Consider the following 20,860-nt stretch of genomic DNA (forward strand, 5'->3'; position numbering starts at 1 on the left):
CGAGGATGACGGGGGGAGGGCTTCGCGCCGCTAGTCACAAACGTTGCGCCGGAAAATCCGAGACTTAGGGAATGTCGGCCTTTGCGCCACGGCTGGCGATTGGCGGTGACGCCCACCCAAGCTCGTCATCCTCGGGCGGAGCAGGAGCGCAGCGAATGCGGAGACCCGGGGATCCATGCCGTGAAGTTGCGGTTGCCGCCACGGTCAAATGCTACCGCGGTTGGTACCGAAGCGCGGCTTACCGCGCCAGATCGGCAACGACGGCGTCGAGCACGATCATGCCTTGGGGCGTGGCGCGCAGGCGCGAATTGCCGATCGGTGCCACCAGGCCTTCGTCCTGCAGGATCGACAGCCGCGCCGAAGACAGCGACTTGCCCGACAGCACTTCGTAGCGCGCGAGGTCGATGCCTTCGACGAGCCTCAGGCCCATGAGCAGGAATTCGTCGGCCTCTTCCGAACGGTTCAGTATCTCGCCACCGGTGATGCCGTGGCCACGCTCCTCGACCAGATCGGCCCAGCGTTCGGGCAACTTCTCAGCGATCGTCACCATGCGGGTGTTGTTTTCGAGGAAACGGCCATGCGCGCCGGGGCCGACACCGACATATTCGCCATAGCGCCAGTAGGTCAGATTGTGCCTGCTTTCAGCACCCGGCCTGGCGTGGTTCGAAATCTCGTAGGCGGGCAAGCCGTGCGCTGTCGTCACCTCCTGGGTGATCGCATAGAGCTCCGCTGCGTGTTCGCCGTCGGGGATTTCGAACTTGCCCGCATTGTAGAGCTGGAAGAAGCGCGTGCCTTCCTCGATCGTCAGCTGGTACAGCGACAGATGATCGACCGCATAGCTGATCGCCTGTTCAAGCTCTTTCGCCCAGGCGTCGGGCTTCTGGCCCGGCCGCGCATAGATCAGGTCGAATGACAGGCGCGGAAAGATCTCGCGCGCAAGCCCGATGGCGTGCAGCGCCTCCGGCACATTGTGCAGCCGGCCAAGGAAACGCAAATCGGCATCGTTCAGCGCCTGCACGCCGAGCGACACGCGGTTGACGCCGGCGGCGCGATAGCCGCGAAAGCGTTCGGCTTCGACCGACGAGGGGTTGGCCTCAAGCGTGATCTCGGCATTGCCAGCAATGGTCCAGTTGGCGGCGATCGCGTCGAGTACCGCGCCCACCGTTTCGGGCTTCATCAGCGACGGGGTTCCGCCGCCGAGGAAGACGCTCGTCACCTCGCGCGGGCCGGTGCGGGCCCGCATCGTGGCAAGCTCGGTGGCGAAGGCGCGGGCGAAACGTTCCTGGTCCACCGGCTGGTGGCGGACATGGCTGTTGAAGTCGCAGTAAGGGCATTTGGCCGCGCAAAACGGCCAGTGCACATAGACGCCGAAGCCGGGGTCGCGGCTGAGCGACGTAACGCCCATCAGGCCGAACCGAGCATAGCGCGGGCGAATTTCTGGAAGGCGCGGGCGCGGTGTGAAAGCGCGTCAGCCTGGCCGGGCTTCCAGCCATGCTTTTCCTCAGCACTCATTTCGCCAAAGGTCTTGTCGAAACCTTCAGGCAAAAACACCGGGTCGTAGCCGAAACCCTTTTCGCCGCGCGGCGGCCACACGAGATTGCCCTCGGCCTCGCCACGGAAATATTCGGCGTGCCCGTCCGGCCAGGCCAGGCAGATCACCGCGACGAAGCGGCCGGTGCGTTGGTCGGCCACCTTGGCGCCACGCTCCTGCATGGCGTCTTCGGTGCGCTGCATCGCCATGGCGAAGTCGCGCGTGCCGTCGGGCTTTTCGGCCCAGTTGGCGGTGTAGACACCCGGCGCGCCGTCGAGCGCGTCAACCACCAGCCCGGAATCGTCCGACATCGCCGGAAGGCCTGTGGCGGTCGCCGCCGCCAGCGCCTTGATGTAGGCGTTTTCCTCGAAGGTCGTGCCGGTCTCGTCGGGTTCGGGCAGGCCGTATTCCTTGGCCGATTTGGCGGCGATGCCGAACGGCGCCATCAGGTCGGCGAATTCGCGCAGCTTGCCGGCATTGTGGCTGGCGATCACGATCTCGTTGTCGGCAAGCTTGCGCATCAAAGGCCCCATAGTTTCGGCTCGGCGATTTCAAGCGAATTGCCTGACGGATCGCGGAAATAGATGGAACGGCCACCATTCGGCCACTCGAAATCGGCTTCGATGGCGACGCCTTCGCCCTCTAGCCTTGTCTTCCATTGCTCGACTTCTTCAGCCGTCGCGGCAAAGCACAGATGCCCTGGGCCTGCTGTGCCATGCGGCGGCACCGGCAGCTTGGCATCGGGCTTCGGCGGCTGCCGCGTCGCCTCGGCGTTGAACAACAACAGCACGCCCTGGCCGCAGCGGAAGAACACATGCCGCCCCGGCACCTTGGCGATCCGCTCCAGCCCCATCACCTTGCCATAGAATGCCTCAGCGGCATCGAGGTCGGTGACGTAGAGCGCGGATTCGAGGATCGCCGAGAGCCGCATGGCGAATGCCTCAGCCCACCGCCATCTTCTGCAGGTCGACCAGCCGGGTGATGCCCTTGCGGGCGAGGCTCATCAGCGCCAGGAATTCCTCTTCCGAGAACGGCACGCCTTCGGCGGTGCCCTGGATCTCGACGATGCCGCCCTTGCCGGTCATGACGAAATTGGCGTCGGTGCCGGCCGAGGAGTCTTCGACATAGTCGAGGTCGATGACCGGCTGGCCGTCATGGATGCCGCACGAGATCGCAGCGATATGATCTTTCAACACCTTGTCGACGCTGACCATCTGGCGCGCTTCCATCCAGCGCAGGCAGTCGTGAAGCGCGATCCAGGCGCCGGTGATCGAAGCCGTGCGGGTGCCGCCGTCGGCCTGGATCACGTCGCAGTCGACGGTGATCTGGCGCTCGCCGAGAGCGCCCATGTCAACCACGGCGCGCAAGCTGCGGCCGATCAGCCGCTGGATTTCCTGCGTGCGGCCGCCCTGCTTGCCGGCCGAAGCCTCGCGGCGCATGCGTTCGCCGGTCGAGCGCGGCAGCATGCCGTATTCGGCTGTGACCCAGCCCTTGCCGGAATTGCGCATCCAGCCCGGCACCTTTTCTTCCAGGCTCGCCGTGCAAAGCACATGGGTGTCGCCGAACTTCACCAGGCACGAGCCTTCGGCGTGCTTGGACACGTTGCGTTCGAAGGAGATGGCGCGCATTTCGTCGAATTGGCGTTTGGAGGGGCGCATACGGCTACTTTCTCTGGCGAAATCGGAAAATTGTTGCCGGCTTGTAGCTCCATGGCAGGACCAGCGCAAAGGAAAACCGGTTCCGCTGCTGGAGCTGTTGTGTTCGCTGCCGTGCGGTCTATATCATTTTGGACGGAGTCCATGAAGCAGATGACCAAAGCGGTACCCGATCCCACGCTGCAATCGCTCGACATGCGCTCGCGCGACATCTTTCGGCGCATCGTCGATTCCTATCTCAGGGATGGCGAGCCGGTCGGCTCGCGCAACCTGTCGCGCATGCTGCCTTCGTCGCTGTCGCCGGCAACCGTGCGCAATGTGATGAGCGACCTGGAGCATCTCGGTCTCGTCTTTGCGCCGCATATCTCCGCCGGCCGCCTACCGACCCAAAAGGGCCTGCGCTTTTTCGTCGACGCCTTCATGGAACTCGGCGACCTCTCCGACGAGGAGCGCCGCACCATCGAGGCCCAGGTCAAGGCCTCGGGCGAGGGTGCTTCGCTGGAGCACATGCTGACCGAGGCGAGCCAGATGCTGTCGGGCATGTCGCGCGGTGCGGGCCTGGTGCTCGCTGCCAAGAACGAGGTCGCCCTCAAGCATATCGAGTTCATCCAGCTCGAACCGACAAAAGCTCTCGCCGTGCTGGTGTCGCAAAATGGCGATGTCGAAAACCGCGTCGTCGAGCTGCCGCTCGGCGTCACCGTCTCCCAGCTTCACGAGGCGTCCAACTTCCTCAACGCCCATATCCGTGGCCGCACCTTGGCCGAGGCCCGGATCGAGATCGCCCGCATCAAGGACGAGACCAAGGCAGCCCTCGATACGCTGTCGCAGGATCTCGTCGAAAAGGGCCTTGCCGTCTGGGCCGGAGCCGAAAGCGGCCTGCCGTCGCGGCTGATCGTGCGCGGGCGCGCCAATTTGCTCGAAAACGTCACCGCCCAGGCCGACATCGAGCTGCTCAAGCATCTGTTCGAGGACATGGAAACCCAGGACGGGTTGATCCAGCTTCTCGACCTCGCCGAGGAAGGCTCGGGCGTGCGTATCTTCATCGGATCGGAAAACCGGCTGTTTTCGCTCTCCGGTTCGTCGCTGGTCGTGGCCCCTTATCGCGACAAGGATGCCCGTGTTGTCGGCGCGCTCGGCGTCATCGGCCCGACAAGGCTCAATTATGCGCGCATCGTGCCGATGGTCGACTATACGGCGCAGTTGATCTCGCGCATGCTCAGGTGAGATAATCGCCCAGTCATACTCAGGAGGATGCAATGGCATTCGAACAGATCAAGGCCGAGATTGCGGTCCTCTTGCAGGAGATGGTTAACCAGCCCGAAGACGAACACGAACTGCACGAGCGCCTGCGCGAGAAGCTGGCCGAATTGCGGGCGCAAGGCTTGCCGGTGCCCGCCGACCTCGTCGAACTGGAAAAGCGTCTCGACGAGGATTTCTACAAAGCAGGCGCCTGATACGCCGTGGCATTGTCTGACCGCGGACTGGCCTAGCCGTTCACTAGGCTTCGCTGCTGGCTGGGCCGATCACAAGCGCACCGTTTTCGACCTTCGCGACGATCTCGCGGCCGGCCATGGCACCTGTGAACTTGACGGTGATGCTGTCGTTGCTGCCCTCGAACCTGACGGTGACCGTGCCGTCGTCATTGCGCGCAAGCGTCGCCGTGCCGAGGTCGAGATTTGACCTGCGTGCACCATCTTCGCTGAAGCGGTGGATGCTCAGCGGTGCGTTCGTCTCGACGGTGTCGTTGCCGTCGCCTTCCGCGACGTGCAGAAGTGCCGCGCGGCCAGCCGTGCTGTCGATTTTGATCAGGTCGTCGCCCTTGCCGCCCGTCGCACCGACGCTGGAGCCGGACAACTGCAAGACGTCATTGCCGTCGCCCCCGTTCGCTGACGCCTCCCATTTGGCGGTGACACGGATGGTATCGTTGCCTTCGCCGCCGGTGATCCTGTCTGCGCTGTCGGCGGATATGTTCATGACGTCATCGCCAGTCCCGCCGTGAACACCGGAAACGCTGCGCGCAGCGATTGCGATCGTATCGTTGCCCTCGTCGCCATAGATACTATCGACCCTGCCGGCGGCAGCGATCTTGATGGTATCGGCATCTTCGCCGCCTTCAGCGTGCCAAATGGAGCCTGTTGTCGTGATCGCAACGTTGTCGCGGCCAGCACCGCCGCTCGTGCGATCCACATCGCCTTGGCTTACAATGACGAGCTTGTCGTCGCCGTCACCGCCGTTCGTAACATCCACGCTGCCTCGGCTTAAGACGGCGATGGTGTCGTTGCCCTCGCCGCCGTCGACGCCCCATACGGAGTGGTCAAAATTTCTATCCGATCTGCTGGCGGAACGTGCGAAGACGATGATGTTGTCGTTGCCCTTCTCTCCAGCAACGCCCATGATGCGGGATCCGAGGACCTGGATGACATCGTCGCCGTCGGCGCTGCCAACGGAGATATAGTCCTCGTTGGACGAACTGACCGACACGCCAAGGTTACCGGAGCCGGATGCCCTGACCTGAGTAATGTTGTTCCCCATAGCCTCGCGGAAATCATAATGTTCGACTTCCATGCCAACGGCGTCGCCGGTCGCAGTCACCGAGGCTTTCAAACCTTCAGCCTGCAACAAGATGCGCATGATGGCGGACGCGGCGGCGCTCGGAGAGTTCTTGACGCCGGGCAGCAGCTGGTTCTTGCCTGCCGCGCCGGGCTGTTGCCCATCGCCTGAATTCGCCTGCTGAAGAAGTTTTACCGAGACGGAGGTATAGGAAATGGTCGGCGAATGAATTTTCAGCATCTGTGCATTCCCAGGCGATCCGGCGAAGCGGCATGAAATCTTCGAGACAACTGTCGCTGGAAAAAGCTAAGGAAAAATAAACCGCTATCGACTTGCGAAAACTCGGTTGTACTTGTGGCTAATACATTAGCAACTTGAACATGATCCCAGCCGAAGGTTACGGCGGGCCGTGGAACCGGTTTTCTGAAAAAGAGACTATGTGCACAGGGAGAAAGTGTTCCATTCCGATCTAGTCGGAATGGAACAGGGCTCCTAGCCGAACTTCCGCTGCGCATCGAGCGCGAGGCCAAGGCCCACGCTGCCGAAAGCGTCGCCCTGGACGATCTTGGCCCCGGGCACGAGCGCCAGGATGCTCTGGCGCGCCAGCGGGATGGCGGTCGAGCCGCCGGTCAAGAACACGGCAGTGATGTCTTGGGCTTGCACCTGCGCTTCAGCCAACGTGTCGGCGACGGTCGCCGTGACACGGTCGACCGCGCTGCGAATGGTGTCTTCAAGCCCCTGCCTGGTCAGCGACGCGGTGAACTTTGCCGCCGGAAGCGAAACGTCGATAGCCGCCTGGTCGGCATCGGTCAGCTCGATCTTGGCCTTTTCGACTTTGGTCGCCAATGCGTGGCCGAAACGCTGGTCAACGACCTCGATCAGCCGGTCGATGAGGTCGGGCCTTGCCGCCTCGAAGCGGATCTGGCGCAAATCGAGCTTGGCCTTGGGCGTGTAGAGCAGGTTGATGCGCTGCCACGTCGCGAGGTCGATGAAATAGCCTGCCGGCAGGTTGCGCTTGCCGTCCTTGGTCGCCGTGAGATAGCCGAGCTCGGGCATGACATGTGCGATCGAGAGCAAACGGTCGAAGTCGGTGCCGCCGATGTGCACGCCGCGATTGGCGAGGATGTCGGCCTTGCGGTCGCTGGACGTCGCCCGCTCAGGCGAAACCCGAACGATGGAAAAGTCCGACGTGCCGCCGCCCATGTCGACGATCAGCGCCAGCTCTTCGCGGGTCACCGTGCGCTCGTAGTCGAGAGCGGCGGCGATCGGCTCGAACTGGAAGTCGATATGCTTGAAGCCTTGGGCGCGCGCGGCCTTTTCAAGCTCGCTCTGGGCCGCGGCATCGGCACCGGGATTGTCATCGACGAATTGGACCGGGCGTCCGAGCACGACGTTTTCCACCGGCTCGCCGACATGGCCTTCGAGCCGATCCTTGAGATGGCCGACGAACATGCCGATGATCTCGGTGAAGGCGATCTGGCGTGCCTTGATGCGGGTCTTTTCATGTACCAGCGACGAACCGAGCACGCTCTTCAGCGCGCGCATCAGCCGGCCCTCTGCGCCGTCGGTATATTCGCCGATGGCGCGACGGCCAAGGGCGGTCTGGTTGTCTTCGAAATTGAAGAAGATGGCCGAGGGCAGCGTGACGCTGTCGCCTTCAAGTGCCACGAGACGCGGACGGCCGTTCTCGATAACGCCGACGGTCGAATTGGAAGTGCCGAAGTCTATGCCGCCGAAAGCCGGTCGCATCGTTGAGTCCTGAATTTTCTGCATGGGTGGGCGACCCTCGAGCTTCTACCGGGGTCGCAATCGGACCGTGCGCCTACACGACGGGGCGGCGAATGTCGATGTCTTGAGGGCATTTTCTGCAAAATGTGATCGCTGGCCCAACCCTCGCGACATTCCCAGGATACGGCTTTCGTGTCATATCAGCCCCATCCAACTCACCCCGAGCAGCTCACATGACCCTTACAGGATTTCTCGCCTATAGCGGCGCGCTTGCCATTGCCGCCGCCATTCCAGGTCCCGGGGTGACCGCACTCGTGGCGCGCGCGCTCGGCTCGGGCTTCCGCTCCTCGCTTGCCATGTCGCTTGGGCTTGTGGTCGGCGATCTCACCTATCTCACCGCCGTCGTGCTTGGCCTGGCGCTTGTCGCCCAGTCCTTCGGCTTGGTGTTTCTGGCGATCAAATGGCTCGGTGTCGCCTATCTCGTCTATCTCGCCTGGAACTTCTGGACCAGCGGCATTACGCCCGAGACGGTCGAGGCGAAGAAAGGCAAGGGCGGCCTTTTGGCGAGCTTCCTCGCCGGGCTAACCGTGACTTTGGGCAATCCCAAGACGATGATCTTCTACCTGGCGATCACGCCGACGGTGGTCGACCTGCATTCGCTGACGCTTGGCGACTACGGCATTCTCGTTGCCATCACGGTTGCGGTGCTGATGATCGTTCTGGTGCCGTATCTACTGTTGGCGTCCAAGGCGCGCTGGTTCCTCAAGACGCCGCGGGCGCTCAAGCTGCTCAACCGCACTGCAGCTGGCTTCATGGTGGGTGCTGCCGCCGCGATCGCCGTCCGCCAGTAACGACGACGGCTGGAATTTCATTCTCCCGAATTGGCGTTCACGGAAACATGTTTCCGTGAACTGCCGCTAATCAGCAAGGCGCCCACTCGGAATTTGCCCGGCGACACCCTATCTTCGCAGTTCAAATCTCAGGCCTATTTCGGGAGCGAAATTCATGAACAAGCCCGTTACCTCCACGCGTGCGCCCGGCCGTGGCCGCGTCTATGGCTCGATCACCGAGACCATCGGCGATACGCCGCTTGTGCGGCTCGACAAATTCGCCAGGGAAAAGGGCGTGGTGGCGAACCTCATCGCCAAGCTCGAGTTCTTCAATCCGATCGGCAGCGTCAAGGACCGCATCGGCGTCGCCATGATCGAAGCACTGGAAGCCGATGGCCGCATCACGCCCGGCAAGAGCACGCTGATCGAGCCGACCTCGGGCAATACCGGGATCGCGCTTGCCTTCGCCGCCGCCGCCAAGGGCTACAAGTTGATCCTCACCATGCCCGAGACGATGTCGATCGAACGCCGCAAGATGCTGGCGCTGCTCGGTGCCGAACTGGTGCTGACCGAAGGCGCCAAGGGCATGAAGGGCTCCATCGCCAAGGCTGAGGAGCTGGCGCAGACAATCCCCAACGCGATTATCCCGCAGCAGTTCGAAAACCCGGCCAACCCCGAGATCCATCGCGAGACCACCGCCGAAGAAATCTGGAACGACACGCAAGGCTCAATCGACATCTTCGTTGCCGGCATCGGCACCGGCGGCACCATCACCGGCGTCGGCCAGGTCATCAAGAAGCGCAAGCCTTCGCTGCATGTCGTGGCTGTCGAGCCGGAAGGTTCGCCGATTCTGTCGGGCGGCCAGCCCGGCCCGCACAAGATCCAGGGCATCGGTGCCGGCTTCGCCCCCAAGGTGCTCGACACATCAGTCTATGACGAGATTGTCAAGGTTTCGAACGAGGACGCAGTGGCCAATGCGCGGCTTGTCGCCCGCCTCGAAGGCGTCCCGGTCGGCATCTCGTCGGGTGCAGCGCTGCAAGCCGCCGTCATCGTCGGCTCACGCCCGGAAAACGCCGGCAAGAACATTGTCGTCGTCATCCCGTCCTTCGCCGAACGTTACCTTTCGACGGTACTGTTCGAGGGGTTGGGTAACTAGGGATAGATAAAAGCTGCCCCTCACCCTTACCCTCTCCCCGTGAAGAACGGGGAGAGGGGGGCGTCGGCGTTGAAGCTTCTTCCTTCTCCCCGTCATTACGGGGAGAAGGTGCCGGCAGGCGGATGAGGGGCGGCGCGACCTTCCGCCAAGGTTCTAATTCTTCACCTGCCAGCCAGCGCCGCTTGCTTGCGCTTGAGGAAGTCGCGCACGGCCTGGTCGGTCTCAAGGCCGATGGCGAGCTGATAGGCCGTGTCGGCTTCCGCAACATTGCCTGCCAGCGACAGGAGTTCGGCACGCGCCGCCCAATAGGGCTGGTATTCATTGAGCCTGGCGTCATCGATTTTATCGAGCAGATGTAGCCCTTCGGCCGGCTCATCCGCATAGGCGACTGCCACGGCATGGTTGACGGCGACGACCGGCGAGGCCGAGATCGTCATCAGGCCGGCATAAAGCGTTGCGATCGCCGCCCAGTCGGTGCGGCCGCTAAAGCGCCGCGCCGCATGTGCCGACTGGATCGCCGCCTCGATCTGGTAGCGGCCGATGCCGTCAAAGGCGCCGGCGCGCTGAAGTTGCGCGTCAGCCTCGGAAATCATCTCGGCGTTCCACAAAAGCGTGTCTTGTTCGCTGAGTGGCACGAACGCGCCATCGGCATCGCGGCGTGCCGTGCGGCGCGCCTCGGCATGCAGCATCAGCGACAGAAGCCCCAGCGCCTCCGGCTCCTGCGGCATCAGCTGCACCACCAGCCGGCCAAGCCAGATCGCTTCGCTGGCAAGGTTGCGCCTTCTGGATTCCGCGCCCTCAGGATCGCTCCAGCCTTCGGCGAAGGCAGCGTAGATCGCCTCCAGCACCGCCGACAGCCGCTCGCCAAGTTCCGCCTGCTCCGGGATACGAAAGGGAATGCCGGCCTGCTTGATGCGCGACTTGGCCCGCACCAGGCGCTGGCTCATGGTCGAAGGCGAAACCAGGAAGGCCGAGGCGATGGTCGCGGCGTCAAAGCCGAGAATTGTCTGCAGGATCAGCGGCGCGCGAACACCCGCGTCGATCGCCGGATGGGCGCAGGCGAAGATCAGGCCGAGCCGGTCGTCGGGAAATTTCTCGCGCGCCATCTCCTGCTCCAGTTCTTCGCCGATCAGCCTGAGGTGGGCCTGGCCCGCCTCGCCGGTGATGCGCCGCCGCTGCTGGTCGATCGAGCGCCGCCGCGCCACCGTCAAAAGCCAGGCCTCGGGGTGGTCGGGCACACCGGTCTCCGGCCATCTGGACAGAGCCGCGGCAAAGGCGTCGGCGAGTGCATCCTCGGCACCCGCGACGTCGCGGGTGCGCGCCGCCAGATAGGCGACGAGCCTGCCATAGCTGTGGCGGGCAGCAGCTTCCGCCGCCGCCCGTGCCTGGTCGGCGCCTGCGGTCATGTCTTAGCGCGTCGGCCAGATCGGCCGCACTTCGACGGTGCCGAAGCTGGCGCTGGGGCACCGCGCCGCCCAGCCAATGGCTGCGTCGAGATCGGGCGCTTCGATGATGTAGAAACCGCCAAGCTGTTCCTTGGTGGCTGCAAAGGGCCCATCGAGCACTTCGGTCTTGTCGTTGCGCACACGCACTGTGGTGGCGGTGGATGGGCCTCGAAGGCGCTCGCCCGCCACCATCGCGCCGGCTTTGATCAGCGCTTCGTTGTAGGCCATGTAAGGCGCGCTCATCTTCGCCTGCTCGTCCTGGCTTGCCGATGCGAAGGGCGTGTCGTCGTGGTGGAGCAGAAGCATGTACTGCATTGTCGTCTCCTGAGTTTCCAGGCCGCATGTCGCGGGCCAAACGGAAGTCGCCTGGCGAAAGCCGATTCAGACAAGCCAGCAAAATTTTTTGGCCAGCGCGAGCCTAGCACATGGAAATGGCTGGCTGGACCGGTGAAAATTCGGCTCTGGCGGGTGTTTGCCCGGCTTGAGCAGCGAGACAGCACCATGTCATATCCCCGCCGGGGAAGACCTGGCTTTGGGGGATATGCATGTACAGACTTTACACGCGCGCCGGCAGCGGCGGCTTTGCCGTCGAAGCGGCGTTCGAACTGGCGGGCGTGCCATATGAGCGCATCGAGGTCGTCAAGGGCATCGAGCCAGACGCGGAATTCCGCAGGATCAGCCCGTTGGGCCAGGTGCCGGCGCTGGTCCTGCCGGACGGCCATGCGATGACCGAGTCGGCGGCCATGTGCCAGCTGATCGCCGAGCGTTATCCTTATGCCCGGCTTGCGCCCGCAGCAGAAGCGCCCGGACGCGCCGACTTCCTGCGCTGGCTCACCTTCCTGGCGTCGGTGATGTATCCAGCACTCCTGCGCTATTATTATGCGCGGCGCTATACGGTTGACCCGCAAGGCAACGAAGCGGTGAAAGTCGCGGCGATCGCGGAGAGCGACCGCGGTTTTGGTATCGTCGATGCCGCACTCGAGGGTCGCGACTGGCTAGCCGGCGAGCGCATGTCGATCGCCGATGTCTATCTGCTGATGCTTGCCCACTGGCACCCCGAGGCCGGCAAGGTCGCTGCGACCTGGCCGAACATCGAACGCGTCTGCGCAGCACAGCGCAAGCACGCCGTGCTCAAGCAGCTCAACGCCAGCCACGAGATGTGGTGAGCCTAGAGCTGCGCTCCAGGGCGTTGCAGGCCAGCTTTTGATGGTGCAGCCGGGCTTGAGCCCCCGGCGGGCTTGGCCCGTCTTACAGGCGGGTCGAAGCAATCGCCCGGCGTTCGCCGCGCAAGGTGGTCGAGCGGTGATCGCTGGTCGGCTTCGCGATGCGGCTTTCGTGACGTCCGGTAACAGTCATGATCAGTGGAACGTCACGCGGGCCTGGAGCGTGTTGGTGCGGCGCGCGCAGGCCGGTCCGGGACCACGCATATAGTGGCGCTCGGGGCGGTAAGTCGGTGCGATGAATTCGCGAAACGCCACAGCGGCGTGAGTGAGGTGGTTCCAGATAGCCATTGTTCTTATCCCTGTCCCTTCGGGGCTCGTCCCGAACGTGGAAGTGATCATAGTCGGCGGTTGTGAATCTTAGGTGAACGCGATGTTAATCTTCGTGTGAAAATGCGCCCGATCGCGGCTGAATTGCGTTCTTTTCTAGGCATTTAGGCCTGATCGGGCGACATTGGTTAATATGTGTCTTTTGCGCCACGGATGTATCCGCATATTGCCGTGCAGCTATCCACAGGTTTCAGGGGCGGTTACGTCGAAACAGGCCCCTGAGGGCTGAATTCTCTCTCAGGAGAGGAAGAGTTTCTCGAACGCCTGGCGTCCTGGCGGGGTGAACTCGACGACGCGGCTGCCGGCAGGCCTGCGCGCCCATTTCTCGGCGAGGATCTTGTCGAGGATCGCGGTGCCCAGCGAGCCCGCCAGATGCGAACGCCGCACGCTCCAGTCGAGACATGCACGGCACATCGGCCGGCGCGAATTGCTGAGCCCCGACGTGTCGATGCCGACACCGGCAAAGAAGCTCGCACCTGACGGCCCGAGCCGAACCGTATCGTCGTCGCGCACGATGATCTCTTCGGCAATGAAGCGGTCGAACATCGAAACCGCGTGTTCGCCGGCGAGATGGTCGTAGCAGACGCGGGCCTCGCGCATCGACTTGTCGCGCGGACCCGGCCGGACGCGTTGCGGCCCCAAATGGGCGGCCACGCCGCTGATCGCTTCGATCATCGCCGCCACTTCGGAGCCGGCAAGCGCGTAGTAGCGATGCCGGCCCTGGCTCGCCACCGTCAAAAGCTTGCCGTCCATCAGCTTGGCGAGATGGGAACTGGCCGTCGGCAGCGAGATGCCGGCTTCGAGTGCCAGTTCGCTTGCCGTCAGCGCGCCGCCATCCATCAGCGCGGTCAGCATGTTCGCACGCGCCGGGTCGCCGACCAGGCTGGCGATGCGGGCGATGTCGGGACCTTCCTTCATGGCACCTCCATGGTTCGATGGTAGTCGAAGCGTTCTCGTCAGGCAATGCGTATTCTCCGACCAGAGAAAGGAGCCCGCCATGACGATGAAGACCGAACTCGCAACCTCACCGAAGCGCCTGGCCCTCGGAGCGCTTGGCCGTGTGCTCCGCTTCCTCGCTCGCGGCTATGACCGCCATCTGCAACGGCTCGACCTTTCCGAACTGACCGACGAACAGATGGACGACATTGGCCTCACCCGCCGCGACGCAGAGCGCGAAAGCGTAAAACCCTTCTGGCGCTAACACACCATTTCGGCCGGGCGCTTCGATGCCGGCCGAACCATTGCCAACACATCATGGAGACAACGATGACCATCACCTGTTTCATCCGCTACGAGATCGACCCGTTCGGCAAGGCGGCGTTCGAGCAATATGCCCGCAACTGGGGCCAGGCGATCCCGCGCTGCGGTGCTGACCTGATCGGCTATTTCGCGCCGCATGAGGGCTCGGCGACGACCGCCTACGGCGTCTACAACATCGAAAATCTCGCCGCCTACGAGGCCTATCGCGCACGCCTCGCGGCCGATCCGCTCGGACGCGAAAACTACGAGTTCGCAAAGAATGAAAGGTTCATCCTCAAAGAGGACCGCATCTTCCTGAAGCTGGCGTCGGGCCCGCATTCATCGCTGGTAAGGCAGCCGTGATCGCCGTCATCTTCGAGGTCGAGCCGGCACAAGGCCAGCGCGCGGCCTATCTCGGCATCGCCGCTGACCTGCGCCCGCTGCTCGACAGCGTGGACGGCTTTCTATCGATTGAGCGATTTCAGAGCCTAGCCGATCCGAAGCGGCTTTTGTCGTTGTCGTTCTGGCGCGACGAGGAAGCGGTGAAGGCTTGGCGTATGACAGAAGAACACCGGCAGGCACAGATGGCCGGCCGGGGAGGGGTTCTCTCAGGCTACCGGCTGCGCATCGCACAAGTCGTGCGCGACTATGGCCTGACCGAGCGCGCCGAAGCGCCTGCGGATAGTCGGAAGGTGCAAGGGTGAGACGCTAAGTGCGGCCCCTCACCCTTACCCTCTCCCCGTGAGAACGGGGAGAGGGAGGCGTCAGCGTTGCGGCAGTGTCCCTTCTCCCCGTCACTATACGGGGAGAAGGTCCCGACAGGGGGATGAGGGGCAGCGCTAAGGATTTACGCATTCCCGATCAGCACGCCTGCCGCAAGCACCAGCGCGCCGCCGAGCACCACCTGGAAGGCAGCACGCAGGAACGGTGTCTCCATGAAACGGTTCTGGATGAAGGCGATGGCCCAGAGCTCGAAGAACACGACGATCACTGCGACCGTCGTCGCTGTCCAGAAATGCGGGATCAGATAAGGCAGCGCGTGGCCCAGGCCACCGACCGCGGTCATGATGCCGGAGGCAAGGCCGCGCTTGAGCGGCGAACCGCGACCAGAAAGCTTGCCGTCATCATGCGCGGCCTCGGTGAAGCCCATCGAGATGCCGGCGCCGACCGAAGCCGACAGGCCGATGAGAAATGTCTGCCAGGTGTCCTGGGTGGCGAAGGCTGCGGCAAATATTGGCGCCAGCGTCGAAACCGAGCCGTCCATCAGCCCGGCCAGGCCCGGCTGGACATAGGTCAGGATGAACTGCCGGCGCTCGCCGGCCGCCTCTTCTTCCTTCACATCCTCCGGCACATGCTTGTCGCCGAGCTTGTGGGCGAGCGACTCGTGGCTCTGTTCGGCCGCCGCAAGGTCGCCAAGCAGCTTGCGGGTCGAGGCATCGCTCGTCCGCTTGATCGCCTCGATGTAGAAGCGATAGGCTTGCTGTTCCATCGCCTCGGCCTGGTAGCGCACTTTGTCGATGCCGAGCGGCCTCACCAGCCAGTCGGGCTTGCGCTCGTAATAGCCCCGCACATGCTCGCGCCGAATCAGCGGGATGCGCTCGCCGAACCGTGCCTGGTGCATTTCGATCAGCGCGGCACGATGCCCGTCTTCTTCTTCGGCCATGCCATCGAACACCTTGGCCGACTGCGGAAATTCGTCGCGCAGCCCGTCCGCATAGGCCCGGTAGATGCGGGCGTCATCTTCCTCCGACGAGATGGCGAGAGCCAGGATCTCCTGCTCGGACAGGGAATCGAAGGCACGGCGGCCAAAGCCGAAGACGCGGGATAACATGAGAAAATTCCCTCAGTTTAGAATCGTTCTAAACTAGAAGCGCGGCGCTTTCAGGTCAATGCGTGAGCGTGGCATGCGACTTTTTTGCCGCGTCGTTCGCACATCTCGCGCGGCTTCTTGTTATAGCGGAATGTTTAGCTATATAGCCTAATCTCAGCTGATAGAAGGATGTCCCGATGGCGGCCAAACAAACACCCGACTTCGATCCCACGCCCGTGCTCGAACTGGTCGCCAGCATCGAAGCCGATTTGCAGCGCCTCAAGGGCATGCTCGAGCTGCATGTTGAGCAGTTCGACCCAGCCAACCCGCACAACAAGACCGGCGACGGCAAGCTGACGCCGGATGGCGTGGAGTGCTGCTACCGCATGTTCGACGAAGGCAATTCGCGCTACTCGGTGGCCCGCGCCATGAAGATTTCCTTCGCCGCCGCCACCCACCGCTTCAACGCCTGGCGCAAGGCAGGCGGAGAGAAGCGGGTACGGTCGCTGCTGGGGTAAGGGCACGGTTCGCCGAAGGCGAATCCAAAGGTCCGGTGGACCTTTGGAAGTGCTCGAACGCCCGGAGGCCCTGAGCTTGTCGAAGGGCCGGGGTGCGTGTGAACGAAGAGCGTCACAATACTTTTCCCCTTGCGGGAGAAGGTGAAAGCGCCCCTACAACGCGCCGTGCCCAGACAGCACTTGCGCTGCACCAGCCACCGCATTGCGGAACGCTTCGTCGAAGCCGACACCAGTTACGCCCCAGCTTTGGTTTTCGCCATCGGCCTCCGTCCGCCAGTTGGCGACCCAGCCGAGATCCTTGTCGCTCCAAATGATGGTGCCGGTGAGCGCGACGTCACCACTGGCCATCTTTGCCAAGGTGTTGAGCCGCGCCGGATCGGCTGTCGCCAACGTCCTGGTGTTCAACCCTGCCTGCGACAGTTGCCTTTGGCTGGGCACCACCATCGGCAGCGCCAGCTTGTCGGCGGCACGCGCGAGCGCTGTCAGCATGTCCCGGTCGCGCGGACCAGAACTGTCGCCGGCAAGCATGCTCTCGACACCCTTCTTGTCGCGAATGCCAACGACAGCGACGAGCCGTGGACGCTTGAGCCACGGCTCGCGGCCAAGCGACTTCAAAAAGGCGTCGAGTTTTGCCTCGTCGAAGACGCAGGTCAGGTCATGCGGCCGGTCGTAGCTGCCTTGCTCGTCGTGGATAGGTGTGCCGCCCATCCGATCGCGAAACGCATGGCTGGCAATGAGGTCGCCGGCATGCCCGGCCTGTTCCGCCACGCGCGGGTCGTTGAGCAGCCGGCTGTCGCCCGTCACCTTCACCACCACGTCACGCAGGCACTGGGCGAAACCTATATCGCGGCGCTCGGGAGCCGTTCCGCTGGTGATGGTCTGGGTGGTATAAAGGTTGGACGCTATCGCCGGGCCAAGCAACAAAGCCATGACCCACAGCGTCGTTCCAAGCCCGATTCCGCCGCGAAGCATGCCTCACTCTCCGTTCGGAGGCTGCAAGCTATCAGAGCGGCTGCCCGTAAAAAAGATCAGTCCAAGGTGCGGCGGAACCTGAGCAGCGCCAACCCGGCAAAGAAGATGACGAACAGGCCGAGGATGCCGACTTCAGTCGCGATTGCCGGGAACTCGGCCCCCTTCAGCATGACAGCGCGGATGATGCGCAGGAAATGCGTCAGCGGCAGGAACTCGCCCAACGCCTGCGCCCAGTCGGGCATGCCGCGATAAGGAAACATGAAGCCCGACAGCAGGATCGACGGCAGGAAGAAGAAGACGGTCAGCTGCATCGCTTGCATCTGTGTGCGGGCAACCGACGAGATGGTGTAGCCGAGCAGCACCAGCGAAAGCACGAAGACCAGGATCGCCGACAACAGCAGCGGCAGCGAGCCGACGAAGGGGACGGCAAACAACAGTTTCGCAGCAAGCAGCACGACCGCGACCTGGACCGCGCCGACCACGAGATAGGGCAGCACCTTGCCGAGCATGATCTCGGCCGGGCTCACCGGCATGGCAAGCAGGTTCTCCATCGTGCCGCGCTCGGTTTCGCGCGTCAGCGCCATCGAGGTCATCATCACCATGGTCATTTGCAGGATGACGCCGAGCAGGCCGGGCACGATGTTGTATTGCGAGATGCCCTCGGGGTTGTAGCGGCGGTGCACGACGACCTCGAGCTGGCCTTTGGCCGTCTCGGCTGCCGCCGCTTGCATGCCTTGCGCCCTGAGCAGCGCCTGGCTGGCCACCGTGCTGAGCGTCGACACCGCGCCGCTCGATGCCGAGGGGTCGGTGGCATCCGCTTCGATCAGGATCTGGGGCGAGTTTCCGCTCGCCACCCTGCGGCCGAAATCGGCCGGGATGGTAACGACAAAAGCAACCGCGCCGCTGGCCATCAGTTCCTCTGCCTCCGCGGCGGTCGTGGCGACATGGTCGAAGCGGTAGTAGTCGGTGTTCTGCAGGGCAGCGACGATGGCGTGGGTGTACTGGTCGTTGTTCATGGCAAGCAGTGCCGCAGGCAGGCTCTTGGGATCGCTGTTGATGGCAAAGCCGAACAGCACGAGCTGCATCAAGGGCACGCCCAGCATCATGGCGAAGGTGATGCGGTCGCGCCGCATCTGGATGAACTCCTTCATGAGCAATGCGCCGAGCCGGGCGAAGGAGAAGAAGCCGTTGCTGACGCTCTTCATGACATGTTGTCCTTGGAGCCGGACATGAACTGGATGAACACGTCTTCCAGGCTGGTTTCGCCGGGCTCGACGGTCACGCCGTCTTGGCCGCGTATGTCGGCAAGGGCTGCTTCGAGCTTCTTGCGGTCGGAGCCAACGACATGCAGCGTGGCGCCGAAAGGCGCGACCTGGTCGATGCCTGGCCGGCCTTCGAGCGCGGAAGCGACCTGGTCGAGCCTTTGCCCCGACACCACGAAGGTGGTCAGCCCGGCATTGCGCACCACGTCCTCGACAGTGCCGGTGGCCAGCATCTTGCCATAGGAAATGTAGCTGATGCGGTGGCAGCGCTCGGCCTCGTCCATGTAGTGGGTCGACACCAGTACGGTCAGCCCGCCACGGGCGAGGCGGTGGATCTCGTCCCAGAATTCGCGCCGTGCCTTGGGATCGACGCCCGCCGTCGGCTCGTCGAGCAGCAAGAGCTTGGGCTTGTGCATGATGCAGGCGGCGAGAGCCAGGCGCTGCTTCCAGCCTCCTGACAGCGTGCCGGCGAGCTGGTTGCGCCGGCTGGTCAGGCCAAGCTCCTCGAGCGTTTTCGCGACATGTTCCTCGACCGGCCTGAGCTTGTAGAGGCGGGCGACGAATTCGAGATTCTCGCCGATCGTCAGGTCCTCGTAGAACGAGAACTTCTGCGTCATGTAGCCGACTTCGCGCTTGATCTTCAGGCTGTCGGTCCGCAGATCGTGGCCCAGCACCTGGCCTTCGCCCTCGTCGGGCGTGAGCAGCCCGCACATGATGCGAATGGTCGTGGTCTTGCCCGAACCGTTAGGCCCGAGAAAGCCGACGATCTCACCTTCGGCCACCGTCATGGTGACGTGGTCGACGACGGTCTTGTCGCCGAAGCGCTTGACCAGGTTTTTGACTTCGATGGCGTTCATTGGGTGCCGTAGGCAGGGCAGTAGGGGAATAGGGCAATAAGGCAGTAAGCGGCTGCCGAACATATTGCCCTACTGCCTTACTCCCCCACTCCCTTCGCAATTGCCACATCCACGATCTGCCCCGGCTGCAACGCCGAGTTGGCGTCTTCCGGACGTGCCTCGACAAGGTAGACAAGCTTCTGGCGGTTCTCGAGCGAGTAGATGACTGGCGGGGTGAACTCGGGGTCGGGCGAGACGTAGCTGACCTTGGCCGTCAGCCCGTCTGGGCAACCGTCGCAGCGCACGGCAAGCCGGGTGCCGATGCTGACCTTGGAAAAGTCGGTCTCGGGAATGTAGACCGTCAGCTTGACCGCACCGTCCGGCAGCATTTCCAGTACCGGCGCCGAAGGGCCGGCAAGGTCGCCGGGATTTCGGATGACGTCGGTGACACGGCCCGGTGCGGGTGCTGCGATGGTTCGTTGCGACAGGCGCCACTGAGCCTGGCTTAGCTGCTGCTGTGCGACCTTGACGGCGTTCTCGGCGGCGTTGATCGTCTCGACGCGGGCCGGCAGGCGGCCGACCGCAAGATTGGCCGTGGCCTGTCCGATGGCTGCCTGGGCGACTTCGAGCTGTGTGGTTGCATCGTCGAGCTGCGCCTGGGTCGCGACGCCGCGCTTGGTCAGATCCTGTGTGCGGGTCAAGGTGCGCTGCGTCTCGTCGACCTGGGCCTGGGCAGAGCGCACGGTGGCTTCGAGCACGGCGATCTCTTCTGGCCGCTTGCCGATCTTGAGGTCGGCAAGCAAAGCCTTCGCCTGCGCCAGTGCTGCTTCGGCCTGCGCCACTGCAATGCTGGCGTCGGCCGCTTCCATCAGGGCCACGGGCTTACCTTCTTCAACGCGGTCGCCGCGCTTGACGGCGATCGCGTTCACCTGGGCAACCTCGATGGGCGCAAGCAAGACATAGTCGCCCTCGACATAACCGACAGCCAGCGGCGTGGGGCCTGCGCACGCAGAAAACAGCGCAGCCGCAAAGGGGATTGAACAAAGAATGCTCATGGCTCTCTTGCTTTCCGCGCAGCGATGATGGCTGCGACGTTTTCCTTGGCGATGCCAATCACCTTGACGGCCTCGGCCGGACCGACATCCGCCCAGCCCATGCGGCGCAGGACGGCGGCGCGCGCGATGCGGAAGTAGAGCACCTGGCCGATCATCATGAACACGGTGATGCGGGTGCGTTCGCTCTCGGCTTCATCGCCGGTGGCGGCGGACCAGAGCTGGCAGAGCCTGCGGTGCACCGGTTCGAACACGCCGGTGTAGATGCGGTCGAGCGCGTCGGTGGGCATCGACAGCTCGCGCAGCACGAATTGCACGATCTCGCCGGCCTCGGGGCGCGCCACCATGAAGCCGACCATGCGTTCTATCGCTGCTTCGATCTGGGCCTCGGCTTCTTCGGCGGTAACCGGCTGCGGCTGGCCTGGCGGGTTGGCGGCGAGCGTCTGTCCGGCAATCGACTGGATCGTTGCGACGATATGGTCGGCGGCGGCAAGCCTCAGGCCTTCCTTGCCGCCGAAATGATAGGCGATCGAACCGATATTGGCGTTTGCGGCGGTGGCGATTTCGCGGGTCGAGGTTCCGTCGAAGCCCTGGCGTCCGAACAGCCTCAGCGCGGCAAGCACAAGCGCCGTGCGGGTGGCGTCGGCGGCCGAGGTGGTTTGCGGGATTGGTGCCTTGCTCATGGCGACAAATTTAATCAATCGATTGATTAAAGTCAAGATCGAT

General features: G+C 63.4%; 25 protein-coding genes. 9 read left to right on the forward strand and 16 right to left on the reverse strand.

Annotation, left to right across the window (positions count from 1 at the left end; all coding sequences use genetic code 11):
* Nucleotides 1-238: 238 nt before the first annotated feature.
* The 4 genes from hemW to rph are packed head-to-tail and all read right to left on the reverse strand — an operon-like array spanning nt 239 to nt 3,189.
* Nucleotides 239-1,405, reverse strand: coding sequence for a radical SAM family heme chaperone HemW (gene hemW / locus AC1DLV_RS01210; RefSeq protein WP_476800375.1), 1,167 nt, complete (start codon nt 1,403-1,405; stop codon nt 239-241).
* A complete protein-coding gene (gene rdgB / locus AC1DLV_RS01215; protein WP_476800374.1) occupies nt 1,405-2,052 on the reverse strand; it encodes an RdgB/HAM1 family non-canonical purine NTP pyrophosphatase in 648 nt (215 codons plus the stop codon). The genes hemW and rdgB overlap by 1 nt, the downstream gene beginning before the upstream one ends.
* A complete protein-coding gene (locus AC1DLV_RS01220) occupies nt 2,052-2,462 on the reverse strand; it encodes a VOC family protein (protein WP_476800373.1) in 411 nt (136 codons plus the stop codon). The genes rdgB and AC1DLV_RS01220 overlap by 1 nt, the downstream gene beginning before the upstream one ends.
* A 10-nt stretch (nt 2,463-2,472) precedes the next feature.
* Entirely contained in the window at nt 2,473-3,189 is a 717-nt protein-coding gene (rph, locus tag AC1DLV_RS01225; RefSeq protein WP_476836098.1) for a ribonuclease PH, read from the reverse strand.
* Nucleotides 3,190-3,339: 150 nt separating this feature from the next.
* Here rph and hrcA point away from each other — a divergent pair, with 150 nt between their 5' ends.
* Entirely contained in the window at nt 3,340-4,410 is a 1,071-nt protein-coding gene (gene hrcA / locus AC1DLV_RS01230; protein ID WP_476800591.1) for a heat-inducible transcriptional repressor HrcA, read from the forward strand.
* A gap of 32 nt (nt 4,411-4,442) precedes the next feature.
* Nucleotides 4,443-4,640, forward strand: a complete 198-nt coding sequence (locus AC1DLV_RS01235; protein ID WP_109575939.1) for a hypothetical protein — start codon at nt 4,443-4,445, stop codon at nt 4,638-4,640.
* A gap of 43 nt (nt 4,641-4,683) precedes the next feature.
* On the opposite strand, the gene AC1DLV_RS01240 is transcribed toward AC1DLV_RS01235, so the two are convergent.
* On the reverse strand, nt 4,684-5,976 hold the full coding sequence (locus AC1DLV_RS01240; protein ID WP_476800371.1) for a hypothetical protein: 1,293 nt from the start codon (nt 5,974-5,976) through the stop codon (nt 4,684-4,686).
* 252 nt (nt 5,977-6,228) lie between these two features.
* Entirely contained in the window at nt 6,229-7,485 is a 1,257-nt protein-coding gene (locus AC1DLV_RS01245; protein WP_476800370.1) for an Hsp70 family protein, read from the reverse strand.
* A 212-nt stretch (nt 7,486-7,697) separates the two neighbouring features.
* Here AC1DLV_RS01245 and AC1DLV_RS01250 point away from each other — a divergent pair, with 212 nt between their 5' ends.
* Both AC1DLV_RS01250 and cysK read left to right on the forward strand, forming a co-directional pair.
* Nucleotides 7,698-8,315, forward strand: a complete 618-nt coding sequence (locus AC1DLV_RS01250) for a LysE family translocator (protein ID WP_476800369.1) — start codon at nt 7,698-7,700, stop codon at nt 8,313-8,315.
* 154 nt (nt 8,316-8,469) lie between these two features.
* Entirely contained in the window at nt 8,470-9,450 is a 981-nt protein-coding gene (gene cysK, locus AC1DLV_RS01255) for a cysteine synthase A (protein ID WP_476800368.1), read from the forward strand.
* Nucleotides 9,451-9,611: 161 nt separating this feature from the next.
* Here cysK and AC1DLV_RS01260 read toward each other — a convergent pair whose 3' ends face one another.
* Nucleotides 9,612-10,856, reverse strand: coding sequence for an RNA polymerase sigma factor (locus AC1DLV_RS01260; RefSeq protein WP_476836099.1), 1,245 nt, complete (start codon nt 10,854-10,856; stop codon nt 9,612-9,614).
* 3 nt (nt 10,857-10,859) lie between these two features.
* Nucleotides 10,860-11,210, reverse strand: coding sequence for a YciI family protein (locus AC1DLV_RS01265; protein WP_476800366.1), 351 nt, complete (start codon nt 11,208-11,210; stop codon nt 10,860-10,862).
* A 230-nt stretch (nt 11,211-11,440) separates the two neighbouring features.
* On the opposite strand from AC1DLV_RS01265, the gene AC1DLV_RS01270 reads away from it, so the two are divergent.
* Nucleotides 11,441-12,061 carry a glutathione S-transferase family protein gene (locus AC1DLV_RS01270; protein WP_476800365.1) on the forward strand — a complete coding sequence of 207 codons (621 nt, stop codon included), beginning with the start codon at nt 11,441-11,443 and terminating at the stop codon, nt 12,059-12,061.
* 192 nt (nt 12,062-12,253) lie between these two features.
* Here the strand turns inward: AC1DLV_RS01270 and AC1DLV_RS01275 are convergent, their stop codons facing one another.
* A complete protein-coding gene (locus AC1DLV_RS01275; protein WP_476800364.1) occupies nt 12,254-12,406 on the reverse strand; it encodes a hypothetical protein in 153 nt (50 codons plus the stop codon).
* Between the two features lie 276 nt (nt 12,407-12,682).
* Nucleotides 12,683-13,363, reverse strand: coding sequence for an ArsR/SmtB family transcription factor (locus AC1DLV_RS01280; RefSeq protein ID WP_476800363.1), 681 nt, complete (start codon nt 13,361-13,363; stop codon nt 12,683-12,685).
* A gap of 79 nt (nt 13,364-13,442) precedes the next feature.
* On the opposite strand from AC1DLV_RS01280, the gene AC1DLV_RS01285 reads away from it, so the two are divergent.
* From AC1DLV_RS01285 to AC1DLV_RS01295, 3 genes are all read left to right on the forward strand, one after another.
* Complete coding sequence (locus tag AC1DLV_RS01285) at nt 13,443-13,646, forward strand: DUF1127 domain-containing protein (protein WP_476800362.1); 204 nt, start codon at nt 13,443-13,445, stop codon at nt 13,644-13,646.
* Between the two features lie 65 nt (nt 13,647-13,711).
* Nucleotides 13,712-14,047: an NIPSNAP family protein gene (locus AC1DLV_RS01290; RefSeq protein WP_476800361.1), complete on the forward strand. Its 336-nt coding sequence runs from the start codon at nt 13,712-13,714 to the stop codon at nt 14,045-14,047.
* Nucleotides 14,044-14,388: an antibiotic biosynthesis monooxygenase family protein gene (locus AC1DLV_RS01295; protein ID WP_476800360.1), complete on the forward strand. Its 345-nt coding sequence runs from the start codon at nt 14,044-14,046 to the stop codon at nt 14,386-14,388. The genes AC1DLV_RS01290 and AC1DLV_RS01295 overlap by 4 nt, the downstream gene beginning before the upstream one ends.
* A 143-nt stretch (nt 14,389-14,531) precedes the next feature.
* Here AC1DLV_RS01295 and mbfA read toward each other — a convergent pair whose 3' ends face one another.
* The gene (mbfA, locus tag AC1DLV_RS01300; RefSeq protein WP_476800359.1) at nt 14,532-15,515 is read right to left on the reverse strand and encodes an iron exporter MbfA; all 984 of its coding nucleotides are present in this window, start codon (nt 15,513-15,515) and stop codon (nt 14,532-14,534) included.
* Between the two features lie 176 nt (nt 15,516-15,691).
* On the opposite strand from mbfA, the gene AC1DLV_RS01305 reads away from it, so the two are divergent.
* A complete protein-coding gene (locus tag AC1DLV_RS01305) occupies nt 15,692-16,012 on the forward strand; it encodes a hypothetical protein (protein ID WP_476800358.1) in 321 nt (106 codons plus the stop codon).
* Between the two features lie 153 nt (nt 16,013-16,165).
* On the opposite strand, the gene AC1DLV_RS01310 is transcribed toward AC1DLV_RS01305, so the two are convergent.
* The 5 genes from AC1DLV_RS01310 to AC1DLV_RS01330 form a co-directional block, all read right to left on the reverse strand.
* Nucleotides 16,166-16,984, reverse strand: a complete 819-nt coding sequence (locus AC1DLV_RS01310; protein ID WP_476800357.1) for a DUF2066 domain-containing protein — start codon at nt 16,982-16,984, stop codon at nt 16,166-16,168.
* Nucleotides 16,985-17,040: 56 nt separating this feature from the next.
* Nucleotides 17,041-18,189: an ABC transporter permease gene (locus AC1DLV_RS01315; protein WP_476800356.1), complete on the reverse strand. Its 1,149-nt coding sequence runs from the start codon at nt 18,187-18,189 to the stop codon at nt 17,041-17,043.
* Nucleotides 18,186-19,103: an ABC transporter ATP-binding protein gene (locus AC1DLV_RS01320; RefSeq protein ID WP_476800355.1), complete on the reverse strand. Its 918-nt coding sequence runs from the start codon at nt 19,101-19,103 to the stop codon at nt 18,186-18,188. The genes AC1DLV_RS01315 and AC1DLV_RS01320 overlap by 4 nt, the downstream gene beginning before the upstream one ends.
* Before the next feature lie 77 nt (nt 19,104-19,180).
* Nucleotides 19,181-20,137 (reverse strand): HlyD family secretion protein, encoded by a 957-nt coding sequence (locus tag AC1DLV_RS01325; protein ID WP_476800354.1) that lies wholly within the window; start codon nt 20,135-20,137, stop codon nt 19,181-19,183.
* Nucleotides 20,134-20,817 carry a CerR family C-terminal domain-containing protein gene (locus tag AC1DLV_RS01330; protein WP_476800353.1) on the reverse strand — a complete coding sequence of 228 codons (684 nt, stop codon included), beginning with the start codon at nt 20,815-20,817 and terminating at the stop codon, nt 20,134-20,136. The genes AC1DLV_RS01325 and AC1DLV_RS01330 overlap by 4 nt, the downstream gene beginning before the upstream one ends.
* Nucleotides 20,818-20,860: the final 43 nt, after the last annotated feature.

Source organism: Aminobacter sp. 01T433, assembly GCF_056398585.1.

Coding starts and splice junctions, on each gene's coding strand:
- AC1DLV_RS01265 (WP_476800366.1), bottom strand. CDS start 11,210: ATGCAGTACATGCTTCTGCTCCACCACGACGACACGCCCTTCGCATCG.
- AC1DLV_RS01250 (WP_476800369.1), top strand. CDS start 7,698: ATGACCCTTACAGGATTTCTCGCCTATAGCGGCGCGCTTGCCATTGCC.
- rph (WP_476836098.1), bottom strand. CDS start 3,189: ATGCGCCCCTCCAAACGCCAATTCGACGAAATGCGCGCCATCTCCTTC.
- hemW (WP_476800375.1), bottom strand. CDS start 1,405: ATGGGCGTTACGTCGCTCAGCCGCGACCCCGGCTTCGGCGTCTATGTG.
- mbfA (WP_476800359.1), bottom strand. CDS start 15,515: ATGTTATCCCGCGTCTTCGGCTTTGGCCGCCGTGCCTTCGATTCCCTG.
- AC1DLV_RS01305 (WP_476800358.1), top strand. CDS start 15,692: ATGGCGGCCAAACAAACACCCGACTTCGATCCCACGCCCGTGCTCGAA.
- AC1DLV_RS01290 (WP_476800361.1), top strand. CDS start 13,712: ATGACCATCACCTGTTTCATCCGCTACGAGATCGACCCGTTCGGCAAG.
- cysK (WP_476800368.1), top strand. CDS start 8,470: ATGAACAAGCCCGTTACCTCCACGCGTGCGCCCGGCCGTGGCCGCGTC.
- AC1DLV_RS01310 (WP_476800357.1), bottom strand. CDS start 16,984: ATGCTTCGCGGCGGAATCGGGCTTGGAACGACGCTGTGGGTCATGGCT.
- AC1DLV_RS01330 (WP_476800353.1), bottom strand. CDS start 20,817: ATGAGCAAGGCACCAATCCCGCAAACCACCTCGGCCGCCGACGCCACC.
- AC1DLV_RS01325 (WP_476800354.1), bottom strand. CDS start 20,137: ATGAGCATTCTTTGTTCAATCCCCTTTGCGGCTGCGCTGTTTTCTGCG.
- AC1DLV_RS01275 (WP_476800364.1), bottom strand. CDS start 12,406: ATGGCTATCTGGAACCACCTCACTCACGCCGCTGTGGCGTTTCGCGAA.
- AC1DLV_RS01235 (WP_109575939.1), top strand. CDS start 4,443: ATGGCATTCGAACAGATCAAGGCCGAGATTGCGGTCCTCTTGCAGGAG.
- AC1DLV_RS01285 (WP_476800362.1), top strand. CDS start 13,443: ATGACGATGAAGACCGAACTCGCAACCTCACCGAAGCGCCTGGCCCTC.
- AC1DLV_RS01315 (WP_476800356.1), bottom strand. CDS start 18,189: ATGAAGAGCGTCAGCAACGGCTTCTTCTCCTTCGCCCGGCTCGGCGCA.
- hrcA (WP_476800591.1), top strand. CDS start 3,340: ATGACCAAAGCGGTACCCGATCCCACGCTGCAATCGCTCGACATGCGC.
- AC1DLV_RS01245 (WP_476800370.1), bottom strand. CDS start 7,485: ATGCGACCGGCTTTCGGCGGCATAGACTTCGGCACTTCCAATTCGACC.
- AC1DLV_RS01260 (WP_476836099.1), bottom strand. CDS start 10,856: ATGACCGCAGGCGCCGACCAGGCACGGGCGGCGGCGGAAGCTGCTGCC.
- AC1DLV_RS01270 (WP_476800365.1), top strand. CDS start 11,441: ATGTACAGACTTTACACGCGCGCCGGCAGCGGCGGCTTTGCCGTCGAA.
- AC1DLV_RS01240 (WP_476800371.1), bottom strand. CDS start 5,976: ATGCTGAAAATTCATTCGCCGACCATTTCCTATACCTCCGTCTCGGTA.
- rdgB (WP_476800374.1), bottom strand. CDS start 2,052: ATGCGCAAGCTTGCCGACAACGAGATCGTGATCGCCAGCCACAATGCC.
- AC1DLV_RS01220 (WP_476800373.1), bottom strand. CDS start 2,462: ATGCGGCTCTCGGCGATCCTCGAATCCGCGCTCTACGTCACCGACCTC.
- AC1DLV_RS01280 (WP_476800363.1), bottom strand. CDS start 13,363: ATGAAGGAAGGTCCCGACATCGCCCGCATCGCCAGCCTGGTCGGCGAC.
- AC1DLV_RS01320 (WP_476800355.1), bottom strand. CDS start 19,103: ATGAACGCCATCGAAGTCAAAAACCTGGTCAAGCGCTTCGGCGACAAG.